This is a genomic window from Labrys okinawensis, from assembly GCF_002982075.1.
GTDB classification, from domain to species: Bacteria; Pseudomonadota; Alphaproteobacteria; order Rhizobiales; family Labraceae; genus Labrys; species Labrys okinawensis_A.
The window spans coordinates 160892-180297 of record NZ_PUEJ01000002.1; the positions used below are offsets into that span (position 1 = coordinate 160892).

Sequence of the window (19406 nt, forward strand, 5' to 3'; positions counted from 1 at the left end):
CGTGCCGCCAGCCAGAGGTATGCCATGACATCGCCCGCAAGCCGCGCCCCCGCGCGCCGTCTCCTCCTCGCCTCCGTTCTCGCCGGCGCGGCCGGCCTCTCTGCCGCCGCTTCCGCCCGCGCCGAGGACCAGCTCAACGCCCTCGTCTGGTGCGACCATACCGATCCGGCCCTGATCGAGCCGTTCGAGAAGGCCAACAACGTCAAGGTCAACCTGAAGACCTATGAGGGCACCGGTGCGGGCCTTTCCATCATCGCCCAGTCCCGCCCGGGCGACTGGGACGTGCTGGTGATCGACGCCATCGACGTCAAGCGGGCCGTCGACCAGAACCTCCTCGCCGAAATGCCGGCCGATGCGCTGCCGCTCGCCGATACCTTCCCGGAAGTGCGCATGGAGGCGCAGAACAGCAAGGACGGCAAGATCTACGCCGCCACCGAGAAGTTCGGCTACAACACGATCTCCTACGACAAGACCAAGGTCGACCCGAAGGACATGAAGGACCTCAGCGTGATGTGGTCCGACAAGTATAAGGGCCGTATCGCCATCTATGACTACTACATGCCGGTGATGGGCCTGGTTCAGGTCGGCCTCGGCAAGAAGACGGCCGAGTTGTCGGAGGCCGACCTGCCGGCCATCCAGGACAAGCTTGCCGCCATGAAGAAGGTTTCCAAGCAGGTCAGCGAGGTCACCGCTTCGCAGACCGCGCTCGCCACCGGCGAAGTCGACATCCTGGTCGGCGGCGGCGAATGGATCACCGCCGCGCTCGCAGCCGAAAAGCCCAATCTCGACTGGACCGTGCCGGACCAGGGTGCCGTACGCTGGGCGCAGTCCATCGGGGTGATGAAGGATTCCGCCCACAAGGACCTCGCCCTGAAATTCGTGCAGTACATTCTCAGCCCGGAAGGTCAGGCGCGCCTTGCCACCTCCTCCTGCTACTGGGCGATGCCCGCCAACAAGAAGGCCGGCGACCATCTGACCGATGCCCAGAAGACGGCGCTGCGCTGGAACGACCAGGCCGGCTATCTCGCCAAGGCCCAGCTCTATCCCGCGCCCAATGCCGAGCTCGACAAGAAGATGCAGGATGCCTGGACCGACATGATGCAGCAGTGAATTCTTTCCGGGTGCGCGGACGTAGCCGCGCAATGGGCTTTGCCGATTGTCGCGACGGCCGCTCTTGGAAGCGCTACGCTCGCGGATAGGAAGAGCGGACGGGACGTCCGCGCACCCGGGATAAGGGATCGACCATGACCGCATCCAGCCTCGAGGCGGCCGAGCGCCGCAAGGCCTGGGGCTTCGTCCTGCCGGCGCTGGGCTGGACGCTGGCCTTCTTCGTCGTCCCCTTCGCCTTCATGGCGGCGATGAGCCTGTGGTCGCTGCAGGGCGGCCAGATCATCCAGAGCTGGAACCTGAACAATTACCTCGCCTTCTTCCAGAAGGAATCCCTGCTCAAGGGCCTGGTCAATTCGCTGGAGATCACGGCTATAGTGACCGTGCTCTCCGTGCTGCTCGCCTATCCCCTCGCCTGGATCATCGCCGAGCGCGTGCCCAAGCGCTATCAGCGCCTCGCCCTCATCCTGGCCGTGCTGCCGTTCTGGACCTCCTATGTGGTGCGCTCCTACGCCTGGCTGCTGGTGCTTTCCAAGGCCGGCGTGATCAACCAGGCCCTGCTGGCGCTCGGCGTGATCGCCGAGCCGCTCGATCTCGCCTCGACGCGCACCGCCACCGTGATCGGCTTCGTGCATTTCTTCGTGATGCTGCTGACGCTGACCGTCTACGCCAATCTGATCCAGCTCTCCCCGAACTATCGGCGGGCCGCGGCCGATCTTGGCGCCAACGGCCTGCAGACCTTCTGGCATGTGGTGCTACCGCTCACTTTGCCCGGCATCATGACCGGTGCTTTCCTCACTTTCGTGCTCTGCATCGGCGACTACGTCACCCCGCAGATCCTCGGCGGCAACAATGAGCTGGTGCTGCCGCAGATCATCATGCTGCAGCTTGGGCGCCGGGCGGATCTGCCCATGGCCGCCACCCTGTCGATCGTGCTGATGGCGGTGGTGACGCTGGCCTATGTCGCCTGCGCGCGCTGGCTGAAGATCGAGAGGGCCTGAGCATGACGCGCAAGACCCTCGCCGATATGCTCAGCGGCCTCTATGCCGTCGCGATCTTCGGTTTCATCTTCCTGCCGGTGGCGGTGCTGGTGCTGTTCTCCTTCCAGGACGGCCGCCTGCCGGTGCCGCCCTTCAACGGCGCCTCCCTGCAATGGTACCGGGCGGTTTTCGCCGACGGCAAGCTGATGGCGGCCATGCTCAATTCGCTCCTGGTGGGCATCGGCTCCTCTATCGTCGCCTGCCTCCTCGGCTTTCTCGCCGCCTATGCGCTGGCGCGCTACAGGCTGCCCGGCTCGGCGCTGCAGCGCGGCCTTCTGATCGCGCCCATGACGGTGAGCTATCTCATCATCGCGCTCGGCCTGCTGACGGTACTGAACGCCCTGCATCTGCCGCTCTCGCTGTGGACCGTCGGCATCGGCCATGTGGTGATCAACCTGCCGCTCTGCTTTGCCATTATCTATTCCTCGATGGGCGACCACCACATCAACATCGAGCGGGCGGCCCGCGACCTCGGCGCCAGCGACATCAAGGTGATGGCGTTGGTCACCGCCCCGATGCTCGCCCCCTCGATCCTCGCGGCCTTCTTCCTGTCCGTCACCTTCAGCTGGGACGAGTTCATCATCGCGTTCCTGCTCTCGCGTTTCGACGTCACACTGCCCGTCGAGATCTGGAACCTCTTGCGCTCCGGCCTCAATCCCAAGACCAACGCCATCGGTTCGCTGGTCTTCCTCATCTCCATCCTGGTGCTGGTCGTCGTCGAACTCGCCGTCTTCGGAAGGGCCAAAAAATCATGACCGCCTCGGTTTCCGTCCGCAACGCCAGCAAGACCTTCGGCGCCTTCACCGCCCTCGACGACGTCTCGCTCGAGATCGCGGCCGGCGAGTTCATCGTGCTGCTCGGACCCTCCGGCTGCGGCAAGACCACGCTGCTCTCGATCCTGGGCGGTTTCCTGACGCCGACCTCCGGGCAGGTGCTGATCGGCGGCAAGGACATGACGAACGTGCCGCCGGCGCGGCGGCCGACCACCACCATGTTCCAGGACTATGCCCTCTTCCCGCATATGCGCCTTATCGACAATGTCGGCTTCGGCCTGCGCATGCGCGGCATGGGGCGGGCGGAGCGCGACGAGAAGGCGCTCGGCTATCTCGGCCTGGTCGGCCTCGACAAGGCTGTCGCGAAGAAACCGCATGAATTGTCCGGCGGCCAGCGCCAGCGCGTCGCCCTCGCCCGGGCTCTCGCCGTCGATCCCGACGTGCTGCTGCTCGACGAACCGCTCGGGGCGCTGGATCTCAAGCTACGGCGCCAGATGCAGGACGAATTGAAGGCGATCCAGAAACGGGTCGGCACCACCTTCGTGCATGTCACCCATGACCAGGAGGAGGCGATGGCCATCGCCGACCGCATCGTGGTGATGAATTCAGGCCATGTCGAGGATGTCGGCCCGCCCGCCACGGTCTATATGCGGCCGCGCTCGCTGTTCTCGGCCGGCTTCATGGGCGAGGCCAATTTCATTGCCGGCGAGGTCGCTGATCTGCGGGGTAATCAGGCCCGCATCGACACCGCCCTCGGCAGCCTCGTGCTGCCCAGCGCCGGCTTCACCACGGGCGAGCCCCGCAGGCATGGCTCGGTGACGCTGTGCATCCGGCCGGAGCATTTCCGCCCGGAGGCAGGCGAGGCGGGTCCGACAATCTCGCTGGGCGAGGCCAGGGTCACGGGCGGAGCCTTTTTCGGCACGCATTACCGCTGCCATCTCCAGCCGGCGGCCGGGCCGGCCCTGGTGGCCCATCTGCCGCAATCGGCCAGACTCTCCGAAGGCCAGTCCCTGTCGCTTGCCGTCAAGCCGGATGATGTGGTGATCTTGCCCTCACGGGAAGTGATTGCTCACCCCATTTGAGAGGTCGCGCAACGCGACGAACCAAATGCAGGAAAACGCCCGATGCAGCGGATCAGCCCCGACAAATGGTATGAGGTACGGCGTCTTGCCGACGACGTCACCGCCATCGGCGAGCCCTATATCCAGGAATTCTACCGCTGCAATATCTGGCATGTGCGCGGGCGCGACCGCGACATGCTGATCGACAGCGGCATGGGCGTCGTCTCGCTGCGCGAATGGGTGCCGCTGGTGACCGAGCGCGACCTGATCGCCGTGGCGAGCCACACCCATTTCGACCATATCGGCTGCCATCACGAGTTCGAATGCCGGGCCGTCCATGCCGCCGAGGCGGACCTCCTCGCCAATCCGACCCGGCAGAACACCCTGGCCGATCCCTATGTCACCGATGGGATCTTCGATGCCCTGCCGCCGGAGCCCTATTGCTCGGCCTGCTATGCGGTGAAGCGGGCGCCGGCCACCCGGATTCTGGAAGACGGCGACGTCATCGACCTCGGCGACCGCGTTTTCGAGGTCATCCACACGCCGGGCCATTCGCCGGGGGGCATCGCGCTGTGGGAAGCACGCACGGCGACGCTGTTTTCCGGCGACATCCTCTATGACGGCCCGCTGATCGAGGACACCTATCACGCCAATGCGCAGGACTATGTGGCCTCGATGGAACGGCTGCTGCGCCTGCCCGTCCGCATCGTGCATGGCGGGCATTTTCCAAGCTTCGACGGCGCACGCTACCGCCAGCTCATCCGCGCCTGGCTGGAAGGCAAGGGCAGGACTGTGCCGCCGGCCTGACGCTTCAGGCCACCCGCAGGATTCGGCCTGGGAAGTCGGTGAACACGCCGGCGACCCCCAAGGCGAACAGTTCCCGTGCCCGTTCGGCGGTATTCACGGTATAGGACAGCAGCGGGCGCCCGGTGGCCTTATAGGCGGCGATGCTCTCGGGCGTCTCTTGTTCATGATCGAAATTGATGGAGGCGGCGGCCACCCTGTCGGCGATATCGGCCCAATCGGCCGGCCGCTCCCAGATCAGATAGCCGCGCGGCAGATGCGGGGCGAGATCCCGGGCCGCTTCCAGGCTTTCGACCGAGAAGGACGAGAGAACCAGCGGCGCCCCGATCGGTCCGAAGGCATCGATCGTCTTCAAGGCAATTTCGGCGGTGCGGACATCGGTGCCGGGCGAGGGCTTGATCTCGACATTGAGGCCGAGTTCCAGTTCCTTGCACAAGGCAAGCACGGACGGCAGGTCCGGAATGCGTTCGCCGGCGAAGGGGCGGCCGAACGGCGCGCCGGCATCGAGAGCCTGGAGCTCCCGCCAGGTGAGATCGATGACCGGCCCGCGGCCCGTGGTGGTGCGCTCCAGCGTATCGTCATGAATGACGACGGGCACCTCGTCCTTGCTGAGCTGCACGTCGATCTCGACCATCGCAACGCCGAAGGCCGCAGCGCAGCGGATCGATTCGAGCGTGTTCTCCGGCGCATGCGCGGCGGCGCCGCGATGCCCGATGACACGGGGGAGGGTGAGGGGCATCGCCGGTCTCCAGAAGCAGATCGAGAGGATCACAAGCTCCATGGCCCGAAGCGCCGGCAATGGCAAGGTCACGAACTTTGCTGCCCCCACTTCTTCGCGCGGAGACAGGCAGAATGATACCGGCATCCCCGCATTCGATGGAATGCGGGGATGCAATTTTGGCTCAGATTTTCGGTGAGAGACGGTCCTATGGACCAAACCCGAATCCGCTGGTTCACCCCCCGGAGAACGCCAGCCTGGAATCTTGGGTCACGAGACGACTGAATGAACTCTAGCGGTACCGGATCCGCCGGGTTGAACCACCTCGGAAAGCCTACACTGCAATTCGGTCGTCAGGCCCTTGAGGCGGTTCGGAAGGGAGGCTCAGCCGGTTATTCGCTCGGCAGGCCGAGTGCGGCCGCGACGCGGCGCAGATGGGCGGGGCTGGCATTGTTGCCCAGTTCGAGGTCTTCTATCTCATCGACCGTGAGACCGCAGGTGACCGCGAGGTCCTCCCTGCTGTATCCCTTTGCTTCACGAACCTGCCTGAAGAGGTCCGCACCGACGGGCACCGAGGAGGTGCAGGTCTGGGCAAGGGTATGATCGCTTCCGGTATGGGACATGTAAATCCTCCTTGTTGAGAACCGGGGAAATGGATTTTGTATTTGTCTCCCGTCCTGGATGGTGAAGGCGGCACAACATGCCTTCCAATTAACGATTTGCCAAGTATCGGTCTGCGCGACATGTGCATTGCGAGCACACAACTGCGGGAGGGACTACTTAAGTTACTGTTTCAGCTTTGCAATATCGATCAAACACGGAAAAAGGCCTTGGAAGAACGGCGCTTTCCTTAGGTATTGCCTTTGATCAGTCTTGGTTGGAACAGAAGCGAATCAGGCATTTCGACTGACGGCGGGATGCACCCCGCCTGCCACTGCTATCGGGCGCGGATAGTGACAGCTCATGCCCGTGAGATCAAGCCTCGTTTGCAGGCGCTTCCGGCGGGGCGGATCCCGCGTTTCGGCTCGATTGCCTGCGACGGCAAAAGAGCTTTCGAAACAAGGCGCTGGAGCCAAGGGGCTCTCACGCATGCACGCGCCTCGAGCGAGCACCGAGATAACGGCGGATGGGGACATCGTAGCAGTAATGCGCCAGCAAACTGCCGATGATCGCGACGACCGCAACGATGGGAGCCTCGACATAGAAATTCTGCGCACCGAAGAAGGAGCGGTATAGGCCGTTGATCCAGCAGAAGATCGGGAAATGCAGGCAATAAAGCGGGTAGGATACCGTGCCCGCCACCGAGCAGAAGGAGGCGAGCCCGCCCGAACACTGAAGCCTGGCGCCCACGACCACCAGGGCGGGCGAGAGCAGTGCGACCCAGGTGAGCTGCACGACCCGCGGCAGTTCGGTCGGCCAGAAGAACAGGACGGCCATCGCACCGACCAGCAGCCAGAAGGTCACCGTCCATCCCCGCCACGCCGGCAACCTGTCCCGCATCTGATAAAGCACGATACCGATGAAGAACGAGGCTCCGACACGCGGGAAGCCAGCCAGGAAGGTGTTCGGGGTATCCCCACCCAGGCCGGTGACCACCAGGACGCACAGGCAGGCCAAGGCAATGGCGGCGGCGACCTTCTCCAGATTGGTGTGCCGCAGGCGCCACCACACCAGATTCGCGGTGAGTTCGAGCAGGATGGTGTATTGTGGAGCGTTCAGCGGGAAGAAGCTTGGTCCTCCGATCTCGGCGGGAGCGCTGAAGTTCGGCAGGCTGAAGGTGGAGAGCATCAGCGCATTCAGTAGTTCGGCATAGGGCACCGGCGCATGCTCGAAGGCTCCGCGGGCGACCAGGTAGGAGGCGCTGATGACGAGGGCGAGCACCGTCAGCGGCAGCAGGCGCAGCAGACGGACGCGCAGAAATTCGAAACTGTCCATGCTGCGGGCCTGGCCCATATAGGCATAGGACAGCACATAGCCACTCAGGCAGAAGAACAGGTCGACTGCCAGATAGCTGTTCCTGGCGATCCAGGGCACGGCCAGCCAGCTGCCGAGATGGATCAGCATCACGCAAAATGCAGCGAAGCCACGTAACCCGTCGAGCAGCAGGAAATGCGATTTGGCAGCCTGGTTGCCGGGGACCACGGAGTAACGCTGCATCCTGACCTCGTCCTGTGCGGAGCAATAAGCGTTCATGCCCGAACGCCCACTGGCTCCAACTGTTTGTTTTCACGCGTCTTTACGATTCGCGGAGCCTCCTTGAAACAGGGGAGGCTCGAGGGCCATTGGCCCTGCCGACAATGGTTATGGGGCCGCATGGGCGGGCTCGGCCAGCGTCTCGTCGCTGCCGGCTACATTCCCATCCGACCGGCCGAGTTTCATTGCCGGCGCAAATTCCTTCCGGCTACGATCTCCACCATAACGCAAAGGAATTCTTGCACACGATTCCAATAATTGCAACATATCCCGCCAATAGCAAACTCAATGGCGTAAAACTTTATTTAGACACATGGACATTAATTCGAAATTACTAAGGAGGATATTTAATACATATTCAAAAATTTGTTTTATTTAGGAAATGAACATGGCAATTCAGTCAAAATTAACGATATGCAACGCGACCGTACCAACGGGAAACCCGAGCCGAGACAGAAAGTCTCCACGCTGCTCCGCATGCATCCAACAAGTAATGGTGTCCCTGCCCTCTGCCGCAGGCAGCGCTAAAGCTTGCGCGCCCTTTCGCGGGGGCGCGCATCCAAGAAACTGAAAAGATGCCGGTTTGCCGAATTCCCTGCAGCATCGGTCCTTATGTCGCGAATATTTGATATCGCGGACATTTGTGGCAGTCGGCATCCGCCTTTCGGCTCGGTGGCCTACAGTGTTTTCCGATTCCACTGGATCGGAAAGACGTGTCTATCTGTTGGGAATCATGAACGATATTCGATCCGGCGTGATCGGACACCGCTCTAGAAGTAACGGGCGAGATTGCGGCGTATGCGGTCCAATGGATTAACCTGATCGCCAGGGCTTTCAAAAACCTGCCCGGTTATCGTCTCATAGGCCTGAATATAGACCTTCGAGGTTTCGGCAATCAGTTCCGGAGGGATGGCAGGGATCGCTTCCTTATAGGGATCGCAGCGGGCGGCCACCCAGTTGCGCACGAAATCCTTGTCGAAGCTTTCGGGCTTTTCACCGGCAGCAAAACGCGCCGGATAGCTGGCGGCAAACCAGTACCGGCTGGAATCGGGCGTATGAATTTCATCCGCCAGGATGATGCGCCCCTCCCCGTCGGTGCCGAATTCATATTTCGTATCGGCCAGGATCAGCCCCTTCTCCCGCGCCATGGCCTGGCCGCGGGCGAACAGCGCGAGGGCATAACCGGACACTTCCTCCCATTGCCGGGGGGTGAGCAGACCCTTGGCGATGATCTCGTCGGCGGAAAGCGGCTCGTCATGCCCGCCGTCGAAAGCCTTGCTGGTGGGGGTGATGACCGCCTGCGGCAAGGCCTGGTTGTCGCGCAGCCCGTCGGGAAAGCGCGTGCCGTACATTTCGCGCTGGCCCTGCTTGTAGAGGGTCAGGATGGAAGTCCCCGTCGTGCCCGCGAGATAGCCGCGCACCACGATCTCCACCGGCAGGATCGTCAATCTCCGCCCGACCACGACATTGGGATCGGGATAGTCGAGCACATGATTGGGGCAGATGTCGCCGGTATGTTCGAACCAATAGCGTGCCGTCTGCGTCAGCACCTGCCCCTTGCCGGGAATGCTGGCGATCGCTCTGTCGAAGGCGCTCAGGCGGTCCGTGGCGATGATGATGCGGCGCCCATCGGCAAGATCATAGTTCTCCCTGACCTTGCCGCGATAGTAATTCGGCAATTCCGGAATGAAGGCATCTTGCAGAGCGGCAATATTTGGCATGGGAAGACCGTGTCGAGGCATGGGAAAGCCGCTTATGACATGGCCAGCCCGTCATGTCACACCCGCAGGCAGCTCCGGGCGATTCCCGGACGTCGGGGCCAAGGGGCGATTCCAGGGTTCAATTCGCCCCGGAGTTCTGCTATTATCATGGGCAACGGATCGCGGGGAACCGGATCCGTTTCGATGACTGAGCCCATAGACTCAGCCAGGACAGGTCAGACCAGTCCATGAGGCCTCAGGCCTATCGAACGCCGGATGACTAGGCGCGACTTTGGCGGCTTCAGAGCAAACCGCCCCTTTCCTTCCTCCTCCCCGCCATCCTTGCATTCGCTAGAGCAAAGCGCGTTCAAGCGTGAACGCTAATTTGCTCTATCTCATTGTTCTGACGCGTCTTTGCGATTCTTGGTGACTGCGTCTGATCGCAAAACGCTATAGGTTTGCCCGCCGCGCGGTCCGTTCCCACGCCGGCGGCTGCCGCTCGCACCAGCCCTTGGCGGCCGTCCCGCAAAACTCACCTGCCGTCATTTTCCATCACGCAGGCCCGCCGTTGGAGACCTGCAGCCAGTCGCCGTTCAACCAAAGGAGCCCGAGACGATGATCTCAGCCGCCTATTGCCGCCTCATGGCAAGGTACAACACCTGGCAGAACACCTCCCTGGTCACGGCCGCCGATGGGCTCACCCATCAGGATCGCTGGAAGGACCGCGGCGCCTTCTTCCGATCGATCGCAGCGACGTTGAACCATCTCTACTGGGCCGATGCCCTGATCCTGCAGCGCTTGAAGGGAAATGAGCACCCGGAGGACCACATCGAGCACTCGCTCACGAGCCCATCGGATTGGGACGAGTTCAAGACGCTCCGTTCGCGCCGTGACGAAGAGATCGAGGCGTGGGCAGCCCGGCTGCTCGACGCGGATCTCGCCGGCATGGTCGCCTGGCGTCCCGGTGAAGGTTCAACGCGGGTCGAGAAGCCAAGGGCTCTGTGCGTCATGCAACTCTTCAACCATCAGACCCACCACCGCGGCCAGATCCACGCGATGCTGACGGCAGCAGGGACGCTGCCGGGGCCGACCGACCTCGAGATGCTGCCATAGCCAACCGGCCCTCGCCGCAGCCGGGCGTCCGGTCCAGGGTGAAGATCCGCTTCCGGCGGAGCGGATCTCGACTTTTCGAGAAATTGCGCCGGGCGTGCGGCTCAGGCGTCGACCTGGGCCGTCAGCGCATTGTCCTGGATGAATTCGCGGCGCGGCTCGACGATGTCGCCCATCAGCTTGGTGAAGATGTCCTCGGCCTCGACCACTTCCTTGACCTGCACCTTGAGCAGGGAACGGACATTGCGGTCGAGCGTGGTCTCCCAGAGCTGGTCGGGATTCATCTCGCCGAGGCCCTTGTAGCGCTGGAGCGACAGGCCCTTGCGGGCAGCGTTGGTCAGCGTCTCGAACAAGGCAACGGGGCCGTGGATCTCGGTCTCCTCGCCGCGGCGGGTAAGGCTGGCAGGAACCCCATAGACCTCGCGCTGCGCCGTTGCACGCTCATCGAGAAGGCGGGCATCGACGGTGGCGAGCAATTGGGCATCGAGCGTATGGGCTTCCTTGACGCCGCGCACCATGCGCTCGAAGACGTAGCCACCCTTGTCGACCCGGCCGGTCCAGCCGCGTTCGAATTCCTCGGCGATGGCATCGAGGCGCCGCGCCGTCTCCTCGGCGGCCTGCTGGGCCTGCTCGGGATCGGCGACCACTCCGATATTCAGTGCGCCGGCGATGGCTGCCTGTTCCACGACCACGCGATCATAGCGGCTGTGGAGCTGCCCCAGCAGCGTACGGATGGCGCGGGCATCGGTGATGACGGCGCGCAGGTCCTGGCCGGCGCGTTCCTCGCCGCCGCCGAGCCGGAGGACAGCACCCTCGACGCCGGTATCGATCAGATAGTCCTCGAGTGCCCGCTCGTCCTTGAGATATTGCTCGGACTTGCCACGCGATACCTTATAGAGCGGCGGCTGGGCGATATAGACGTGGCCGCGATCGATGATCTCGCGCATCTGGCGGAAGAAGAAGGTCAGCAACAGCGTGCGGATATGGCTGCCGTCGACGTCGGCGTCCGTCATGATAATGATCTTGTGGTAGCGCAGCTTGTCCGGATTGAACTCCTCCGAGCCGATGCCGGTGCCGAGCGCGGTGATCAGCGTGCCGATCTGTTCCGACGACAGCATCTTGTCGAAGCGGGCGCGCTCGACATTGAGGATCTTGCCGCGCAGCGGCAGCACGGCCTGGTATTCGCGGGCACGGCCCTGCTTGGCCGAGCCGCCGGCGGAGTCACCCTCGACGATGAAGAGCTCGGCCTTGGCCGGATCGCGCTCCTGGCAATCGGCGAGCTTGCCGGGCAGGGAGGCGACGTCGAGCACGCCCTTGCGGCGGGTGAGTTCGCGGGCGCGGCGCGCCGCTTCGCGGGCGGCGGCGGCTTCGGCCACCTTGCCCACGATGGTCTTGGCTTCGGCCGGATGCTCCTCGAACCAGGTCGACAGCGCTTCGTTCATGGCGCTCTCGACCACCGGGCGCACCTCGGAGGAGACCAGCTTGTCCTTGGTCTGCGACGAGAATTTCGGATCGGGCACCTTCACCGAGAGCACGCAAGTCAGGCCCTCGCGGCAATCGTCGCCCGTCATCTCCACCTTCTCCTTCTTGGAGATGCCGGAGGATTGGGCATAGGAGGTGACCTGGCGGGTCAGCGCGGCGCGCAGCCCGGCGAGATGGGTGCCGCCGTCGCGCTGGGGGATGTTGTTGGTGAAGCACAGCACCGTCTCGTGATAGCTGTCGTTCCACCACATCGCCGCCTCGACGCCGATGCCGTCGCGCTCGACCTTCACATAGATCGGCGCCGGCACCAGGGCGGTCTTGGAGCGGTCGAGATAGCGCACGAAGGCGTCGAGGCCGCCTTCATACATCAGCTCCTCGCTCTTCTCCCCGCCATGGCGGCGATCCGTCAGCACGATGCGCACGCCGGAATTGAGAAAGGCGAGCTCGCGCAGGCGCCGCTCCAGCGTGGCATAGTCGAATTCGGTCTTGGTGAAGGTTTCGGTCGACGGCAGGAAGGTCACCTCCGTGCCGCGCTTGTCGCCGGCCGGTCCCACCATCTTGAGCGGCGCATCGGCATCGCCATGGCTGAAACTCATGACGTGCTCGCCGCCGTCGCGCCAGATGCGCAAGGTGAGCTTGGAGGAGAGCGCGTTGACCACGGATACGCCGACGCCATGCAGGCCGCCCGAGACCTTGTAGGAATTCTGGTCGAACTTTCCGCCGGCATGAAGCTGGGTCATGATCACTTCGGCCGCCGACACCCCCTCTTCGGGATGGATGGCGGTGGGGATGCCGCGGCCATTGTCGGTGACGGTGACCGAGCCATCGGGGTTCAGCGTCACCGTGACGATGTCGGCATGGCCGGCCAGCGCCTCGTCGATGGCATTGTCGACGACCTCATAGACCATGTGATGCAGGCCCGAGCCGTCATCCGTGTCGCCGATATACATGCCGGGGCGCTTGCGCACGGCATCCAGGCCCTTGAGCACCTTGATGCTGTCGGCGCCGTAGTCATTTTCGGGCGTTTCGGACAAAGCGGGTTCAGCCATTGAGCAACTCATTCCTTGATTCGGAAGGAAATATAGGGATTCCCGTGCCGAATTTCATGCCAAAACGGCACATTTTTGTGATTTATCAGATATTTATCGGTGGATGACGGCGATCTTTCATCGCGTGGCGATCGTCACCGCCGTGCCGGCGATGATGGTGCCGCAACTCCTTGCCAGAAGCCGCATGGCACGCGGGCTGGTCAACAGGGAGCGAGCCCGGCCGGCCAGGACGATGTAGAAGCCGAACACGGAGGCGAGCACCGCTTCGGTGACGATGGCAAGCTCGACGAAGCTTGCCGGGGAGAGACGGCCGAGGTCGATCAGGTTGGGCAGAAGGGCGGTGTAGAACACCATCACCTTGGGATTGCCGAGCGTGATCGACAGGCCGCCGAGGAAACTGCGCCAGCCGCCTTCGCGGCTTGCATCGCGCTCGACGACCTGGGCGAGGTTCGCCGTCGTCCATAATTTCCAGGCCAGATAGAGCAGATAGGCAACGCCCGCATATTTGATCGCCAGGAAGACGCCCGAAAAGCTCTGCGCCAGCACGGCCAGGCCCGCCGCGGCGAAACCGAGCCAGACCAGATCGCCAAGGGCGATACCGACGGCAAAGCCCAGGCTCTCCCGCACGCCCCTGCCGAGCACGCGCGCCACCAGCGCCGCGACGCCCGGCCCCGGCAGAGCCGCGGCCACGAACAGCGCGCCGGCATAGACGGCGAGAGCGGCGGGATCGAGCATGGAAAGGCTCCGGTGGGAGGCCTTTATAGCCGGTCGCGGCCAGAGTGGGAAGCTTTGCGCGCACTGTCCCTGCATGCTGGCCTCGACAGGCTAATGGCCACAAGATTGCTTGAAAGGTACTATACGTCGTATATACGTTGTATAGTATCGTTTAGATATCGAGAGGTCCGGCATGTCGAAGGAGACCATGTTCACGCTGAAGCTGGAGCCCGAGCTTCGCAACGCCTTCATGGCCGAGGCTGAAGCCGCCCATCGTCCGGCCTCGCAGGTCGTTCGCGAATTGATGCGCGAGTTCATTGAGCGTCAGCAGCAGGCCCGAGAGCATGACGCTTGGTTTCGCTCCGAGGTGGCGCAAGCCATGCGAGAGGCGGACGACCCGAGCGTGGCACGCATCTCGCAGGACGAGGTATCGAACAACTGGCGGCGCCAGCGAGCGCAATTAGTCGAGCGCGCCGGTGGAAAATCCCGATGAGAATAGAATGGCTGCCGATTGCGGAGCAAAATCGAGAAAGCCAATTGGCTTTCATCGCCGAACGCAATCTTTGGGCCGCCATTGACATGGGCGATGCCATCGAAGTTGCTGTTCTGCGGCTCGCTGATCACCCTCGCCTGGGAAGGCCGGGTCGCGTCCCCGGTACTCGGGAATTGGTGGTGGGCGGCACGCCCTTTATCGCTGCCTACAGAATCGAAGGCGATGTCGTTGTCATTCTCCGCCTTCTCCATGGCGCGCAGCGCTGGCCTTCCGCTCTTTGACAGGATTGCCTTTACCCTGCGCGTTTTCCGGAATGGGCTTATTCGACCATCGACTGTGCGATCTTGGTTTCGGCTTCTCCCACCGCTTCAGGCGTGCCGACATGCAGCCAGATGCCGTCGAGGCGGCGGCCGAACAGCCGCCCCTTGGTCTCGGCCGCATCGAACAGGCGGTTCAGGGAGAAGATCTCGCGGGTCCCCTCGAACAATTCCGGCTTGATCAGCAGCACGCCGGCATAGGCGAAGGGCGCGGTCTCGTTCTCCCGCCGGCGGGAGAGCAGGCCGGCGCTGTCGAGATGATAATCGCCCCGCCCGTCGAAGCCGACGCTGGTGGCCGTCGCGGCCACCAGCATGAGGATGTCCATGCGTTCGGGATCCCAGGCCGCCTCGAGGGCCTCGAGATTGTTCTGCGGGCCCTCGATCCAGAAGCTGTCGCAATTGCAGACGATGAAGGGCGCCTTGCCGAGCAGGGGCAGGGCCTTGCGCGCGCCGCCGCCGGAATCCAGCAGGCCCGCCCGCTCGTCGGAGATCAGGATCTTCGGGTGCTGCCGACCGGCAAGATGGGCTTCCATCTGCTCGGCGAGATAGTGAACGTTCACCACGGCCTTTTCGACGCCGGACGCGGCAAGACGGTCGAGCACATGATCGATCAGCGGCTTGCCGGCGATCTCGATCAGCGGCTTGGGGCGGATATCCGTGAGGGGACGCATGCGCTTGCCAAGGCCGGCGGCCAGCAGCATGGCGGTCGAAAAGGGGCGGCTCATGATACTCTGGCTTCCATCGCGAAGACGAAGGTCTCGAACCATTCCCTGAGGTCGGCCAGGGTGGGATGGGCCAAAGCGCGATCGAGATAGGCGCGAATGCGCGGAATATGCTTGAGATAAGCAGGCTTGCCGTCGCGCTTGTCGAGCCGGGCGAACAGGCCGAGCAGCTTGGTGTTGCGCTGGGCCGCCATCACCGCATAGGCCCGCGCGAAGCCGGCGGGATCGAAGGCGGCATCGGCGCTGCGGCGGGCCTTCACATAGCGCGTCAGGAGCTGGAGTTCGAGTTCCTGATCCACCGTCACCCGCGCATCGAGGCAGAGCGAGGCCACGTCATAGGCCGGCGGACCGATCATCGCGTCCTGGAAGTCAAGCAGGCCGATGCGCTTGATGCCCTCGCGCTGGGGCAGCCACATCAGGTTCGGCGAGTGGACGTCACGCAGCAGCCAGCTCTGCTCACCCTTGACGACGGGCGCGAGCGCCGCGCGCCAGAGCGCGGTGAAATGGTCGCGATTGCGCTGCGACAGTTGAGGCGCGCCGATCATCGGCATGTACCATTCGATCAGCAGCTCGACCTCGATATCGAGGGCGCCATGGTCGAAGGGCGGGATCTTGTGATTGATGGCGGAAGCCACGGGCAGCGTATCCGGCAGATCCATGCCGTGCAGGCGGGCGAGCAGGTCGATGGCCACGCCGTAGCGCTCGGGCACCGGCTTGCCGCCCTCGGCGATGAAGTCCGTGCCGAAATCCTCCAGCAGCAGCAGGCCGTGCAGCAGATCTTCCTTGAGGATCTGCGGCGCCGAGAAGCCGCGTTCCGACAGGCCCTTCGCCATCGCCACGAAGGGCTTCACATCCTGGGAGATATGGGCGATCTGGCTGTAGGTCTTGCCGTAGCGCACCGGTGTGCGGTCGGTACGGGCCGGCGAATTCATCAGGATCACGGTGTTCTGCCCGCGCCTCAACCGGGCATAGGAGCGGGTCGAGGCATCGCCCTGGACATGCTCGCGCGATGCATCCTGCCAGCCGGCATGGCGCAGGAAATCGCCGGTCTGGGAAAAGCGGCGCAGGCGGGACGACCAGTCGCCCGTCCCCGTCAGCGTCGCACGCCGCGCGGTCTCGCTGCGGCCGGCATGCACGAAACGGATGTCGAGCCGGTCGGCCGGAAGCGTCTCGCCCGCCTTCTCCGGCCATTCGACCAGCACCAGCGCGCCGTCGGGCGCCTCGTCCCAGCCCAATTCGTCGAGCTCGCTGGCATGGCCGATGCGATAGAGATCGGCATGCACGATCGGAAAAGTCGGCGTGTCATAGAGCTGGATCAGCGTGAAGGTGGGGCTGGAGACTTCCAGCTCCGGATCCTCGGCGATCTCGCGGATCAGGGCGCGGGCAAAGGCGGTCTTGCCGGCACCGAGATCGCCCGAGAGGGTAACGAGATCACCGGCCCGCAGCGTAGCCGCCAAGTCACGGGCCAGCAGCTCGGTCGCCGCTTCGCTCGGCAGGTCGACGGTCCATTGGTGGGTCAGGAGATCGGTCAATGGGCTGGGCCTTCAGATCGTCGGAGCTTAATCTTGGGGGGCGGAGGGCGATCCATGCCGACAGGCAGGCTTTTCGTCATTCCGCCGCCTCCCTGTGAACGGATGCGTCGACCGGGAAGCGGCAGGTCACGATGGTGCCGCGGCCTTCCTCGGAGACCAGCTCGACCGTGCCGCCATGCAGTTCCACGAAGGAGCGCACGATGGACAGGCCGAGGCCGACGCCGCGGTGGCCGCTCGAGCCGCCATGCGATTCGAAACGGTCGAAGACGCGGTCGATCACGGCCTGGGAAATGCCGCGGCCGCGATCCTCGACGCGGAAGACGATCTCCTGGCCCTTGCGCAGGGCCGAGAGCGTCACGGTGCCGCCGGCCTGCGAGAAACCGATGGCGTTGGAGAGCAGGTTGAACAGCACCTGGCGCACGCGCTGGCCGTCGGCCTCGAAATTGCCGATCGCCTGGCTCGCCTTCATCTCCAGCCTGACGCCGGTCTCGGCCAGACGCGGCTGCACCGCCTCCGCCACGCCTTGCATGGCTTCGCGGATGTCGACCTTGCCGAGGTCCAGCGTCATGGCGCCGGCATCGATGGTGGCGAGATCGAGGATGTTGTTGATGATGGCATAGAGCGCATCGGACGAGGTCTTGATGTAGCCGGCATATTGGCGCTGCTTCTCGTTCAGCGGCCCGGCGGCGCCATCGGCCATCAGCTGCACGAAACCGATGATGTTGGTGAGGGGAGAACGCAGTTCGTAGGAGACGTGATGCACGAAGTCGTTCTTGAGGCGGGCAGCTTCCTCCAGCGCCTCGTTCTTCTCGACCAGGGCGTTCTCGAAATTCACCGAATCGGTGACGTCGGTGAAGGTGGCCAGCGTGCCGCCGTCCGGCAGCGGCACGGTGGCGACGTCGATGACGGTGCCGTCCACCCGCATCATGCGCTGGTCGGTGGAATGGCGGGCATCGCCGAAGGAGGTGATCACGCCCTTGAGCGCCTGCCACACCGCCTCGTCGCGGAACAGGATCGAGCAACGCGACACCACGTCGTCGATATGGGGGCGCTGCTCCAGCATCTCCTGCGGCAGCCGCCAGATCGCGGCGAAGGCGGGATTGGACAGGCGCAGCCTGCCATCGGATCCGAAGGCGGCGACGCCCTCCTTCAGGTTTTCCAGCGTCTCGCCCTGGACGCGCGACAAGGCCTTGTAGCGGGCCTCCAGATCGATGCGCTCGGTGACGTCCTCGAACAGATAGGTGACGCCGCCGGCCGGGTTGGGCGTGGTGACCACCCGCGAGGTGCGGCCGTCGGGCAAATGCCACCAATGTTCGGCGGGTTCGAAGGCCCGGTATGCCTCGTGCAGCTTCGATTTCCAGGCCCTGAAGTCGGCCTGCTCGGGCAGGCGGCGCTGGGCGCGCAGGCGGTCGAGGATCTCGCTGTCGGTGGGCTTGCCGTCGAGGAAGGCCGCGTCGAGCTGCCAGAGCGCGGCGAAGGCAGCATTATAGAAGGTCAGATGCTGGTCGGCGTCGAAGATCGCCACGGCGGTGGCGAGCTGATCGAGCGTGCGGACATGCGCCTCGATCTGGCGGCCGATATCGGCCCGCATCGTCTCGACTTCCGACACGTCGATCGCCATGCCGGCCGAACCGCGGGAGGAGGGAATGTCGATCACATCGAGCGTGCGCCTGGCACCGCCGACCACTGCCGGCACGCGCTTGAGGAAGGGCTTGCCTTCGAGACGCGCGGCATTGGCTTCCTCGCGGGCCGGCCGGTCGAGCAGCTCGACGTCGCCGCTGAGGACGTCGTTCTCGTCCTGGGCGTCGACCGCCCTGGCATAGGCCTTGTTGACCCAGACCAGCTTGCCATTGGCATTGCGCAGCCAGAGCGGCACCGGCGCCTCGTCGAGCAGTGAGCGAATCGCCTCGATCTCCTCGCTGGCGCGGCGATGCCGGTCAGCCAGACGGGCGAGTTCAAGGCGATCGCCGGTGACGTCGCGCAGTCTGAGCACCGCGCGTCCGCCAATGGCGCGGCCATCCGCCTCGACATAGCCGCCATGGCGCGAGCGCGCCACCATATGGAAGCTCTCACCGCGCCCGCGCAGTGCCGCGATATGCTCTTCCAGCGTGCGGGTATCGTGATAATCGAGCCAGCCGGTTCCGATCAGGCCGCGGCGGGAGGGCGAGATGGTGACCCCCGGCAACTCTCCGGAAAGCAGTGGCAGGTCCTCGGTGCCGGACCAGACCGCGATCAGCTGCGGTTCGGACATCAGCAGCGCTTCGGCGCGTTCGGCGCGCGCGGCAAGCGCCTGCGCTTCGGCCTTGGCCGCGCGGTCGCGCTTGAGCCAGGCATTGCGGGCGCGCAGATAGAACACGGCAAGACCCGTCGCCAGGATCAGCAGGCCGGCGAACAGGGCCAGCATGGCGAGGATGCGGCGGTCGGCGCTGGTGAGATTGCCGAACAGGCCCGATGCTGCCGGCACGGTGTCGGCGGCCAGTGCGGCGGAAACCGGCAGGACGACGGCCAGGAAAATGCCGACGTATAGGCGGGCCGGCAGCCGGGGCCACCTCGGCAATTCCCTTTCCTTGCGCCTGCCTTGCCGTCTGTCC

17 protein-coding genes are annotated in these 19406 nt (G+C 64.1%); 8 read left to right on the forward strand and 9 right to left on the reverse strand.

The annotated features are described in order from the left end of the window. Positions 1-24 precede the first annotated feature (24 nt). From C5L14_RS04310 to C5L14_RS04330, 5 genes are all read left to right on the forward strand, one after another. Positions 25-1110: a polyamine ABC transporter substrate-binding protein gene (locus C5L14_RS04310; protein WP_105860825.1), complete on the forward strand. Its 1086-nt coding sequence runs from the start codon at positions 25-27 to the stop codon at positions 1108-1110. Positions 1111-1244: 134 nt separating this feature from the next. Beyond that, the gene (locus C5L14_RS04315; RefSeq protein WP_105860826.1) at positions 1245-2108 is read left to right on the forward strand and encodes an ABC transporter permease; all 864 of its coding nucleotides are present in this window, start codon (positions 1245-1247) and stop codon (positions 2106-2108) included. 2 nt (positions 2109-2110) lie between these two features. Then, on the forward strand, positions 2111-2902 hold the full coding sequence (locus C5L14_RS04320) for an ABC transporter permease (protein ID WP_105860827.1): 792 nt from the start codon (positions 2111-2113) through the stop codon (positions 2900-2902). Further along, on the forward strand, positions 2899-4002 hold the full coding sequence (locus tag C5L14_RS30945) for an ABC transporter ATP-binding protein (RefSeq protein WP_105860828.1): 1104 nt from the start codon (positions 2899-2901) through the stop codon (positions 4000-4002). Before C5L14_RS04320 ends, C5L14_RS30945 begins: the two co-directional genes overlap by 4 nt. A gap of 42 nt (positions 4003-4044) precedes the next feature. Beyond that, positions 4045-4788: an MBL fold metallo-hydrolase gene (locus tag C5L14_RS04330; protein ID WP_105860829.1), complete on the forward strand. Its 744-nt coding sequence runs from the start codon at positions 4045-4047 to the stop codon at positions 4786-4788. A 4-nt stretch (positions 4789-4792) separates the two neighbouring features. Here C5L14_RS04330 and C5L14_RS04335 read toward each other — a convergent pair whose 3' ends face one another. The 4 genes from C5L14_RS04335 to C5L14_RS04350 all read right to left on the reverse strand — a co-directional run bounded on the left by C5L14_RS04335 (position 4793) and on the right by C5L14_RS04350 (position 9417). Next, positions 4793-5524, reverse strand: coding sequence for a glycerophosphoryl diester phosphodiesterase (locus tag C5L14_RS04335; RefSeq protein ID WP_105861311.1), 732 nt, complete (start codon positions 5522-5524; stop codon positions 4793-4795). Between the two features lie 371 nt (positions 5525-5895). Then, positions 5896-6126, reverse strand: coding sequence for a helix-turn-helix domain-containing protein (locus C5L14_RS04340; protein WP_105860830.1), 231 nt, complete (start codon positions 6124-6126; stop codon positions 5896-5898). Positions 6127-6586: 460 nt separating this feature from the next. After that, positions 6587-7660 (reverse strand): acyltransferase family protein, encoded by a 1074-nt coding sequence (locus C5L14_RS04345; RefSeq protein WP_181161024.1) that lies wholly within the window; start codon positions 7658-7660, stop codon positions 6587-6589. Between the two features lie 806 nt (positions 7661-8466). Beyond that, complete coding sequence (locus C5L14_RS04350) at positions 8467-9417, reverse strand: phosphoribosylaminoimidazolesuccinocarboxamide synthase (RefSeq protein WP_105860832.1); 951 nt, start codon at positions 9415-9417, stop codon at positions 8467-8469. A gap of 594 nt (positions 9418-10011) precedes the next feature. Here C5L14_RS04350 and C5L14_RS04355 point away from each other — a divergent pair. Beyond that, on the forward strand, positions 10012-10509 hold the full coding sequence (locus C5L14_RS04355; protein ID WP_105860833.1) for a DinB family protein: 498 nt from the start codon (positions 10012-10014) through the stop codon (positions 10507-10509). Between the two features lie 101 nt (positions 10510-10610). Here the strand turns inward: C5L14_RS04355 and gyrB are convergent, their stop codons facing one another. Together gyrB and C5L14_RS04365 are read right to left on the reverse strand one after the other, a co-directional pair. Next, entirely contained in the window at positions 10611-13037 is a 2427-nt protein-coding gene (gene gyrB / locus C5L14_RS04360) for a DNA topoisomerase (ATP-hydrolyzing) subunit B (RefSeq protein ID WP_105860834.1), read from the reverse strand. A 117-nt stretch (positions 13038-13154) separates the two neighbouring features. After that, positions 13155-13772 (reverse strand): LysE family translocator, encoded by a 618-nt coding sequence (locus C5L14_RS04365; protein WP_105860835.1) that lies wholly within the window; start codon positions 13770-13772, stop codon positions 13155-13157. Between the two features lie 172 nt (positions 13773-13944). Between C5L14_RS04365 and C5L14_RS04370 the strand changes: the two genes are divergently transcribed. Both C5L14_RS04370 and C5L14_RS04375 read left to right on the forward strand, forming a co-directional pair. Beyond that, entirely contained in the window at positions 13945-14244 is a 300-nt protein-coding gene (locus C5L14_RS04370) for an antitoxin of toxin-antitoxin stability system (protein ID WP_105860836.1), read from the forward strand. Beyond that, positions 14241-14525, forward strand: coding sequence for a type II toxin-antitoxin system RelE/ParE family toxin (locus tag C5L14_RS04375; protein ID WP_105860837.1), 285 nt, complete (start codon positions 14241-14243; stop codon positions 14523-14525). The genes C5L14_RS04370 and C5L14_RS04375 overlap by 4 nt, the downstream gene beginning before the upstream one ends. A 38-nt stretch (positions 14526-14563) precedes the next feature. Here C5L14_RS04375 and C5L14_RS04380 read toward each other — a convergent pair whose 3' ends face one another. From C5L14_RS04380 to C5L14_RS04390, 3 genes are all read right to left on the reverse strand, one after another. Next, positions 14564-15286, reverse strand: coding sequence for a nucleotidyltransferase family protein (locus C5L14_RS04380; RefSeq protein ID WP_105860838.1), 723 nt, complete (start codon positions 15284-15286; stop codon positions 14564-14566). After that, positions 15283-16815: a tRNA (adenosine(37)-N6)-threonylcarbamoyltransferase complex ATPase subunit type 1 TsaE gene (gene tsaE / locus C5L14_RS04385; protein WP_105860839.1), complete on the reverse strand. Its 1533-nt coding sequence runs from the start codon at positions 16813-16815 to the stop codon at positions 15283-15285. Before tsaE ends, C5L14_RS04380 begins: the two co-directional genes overlap by 4 nt. A 76-nt stretch (positions 16816-16891) precedes the next feature. Continuing rightward, positions 16892-19372, reverse strand: a complete 2481-nt coding sequence (locus tag C5L14_RS04390; protein ID WP_245196814.1) for a PAS domain-containing sensor histidine kinase — start codon at positions 19370-19372, stop codon at positions 16892-16894. Between the last annotated feature and the right edge of the window lie 34 nt (positions 19373-19406).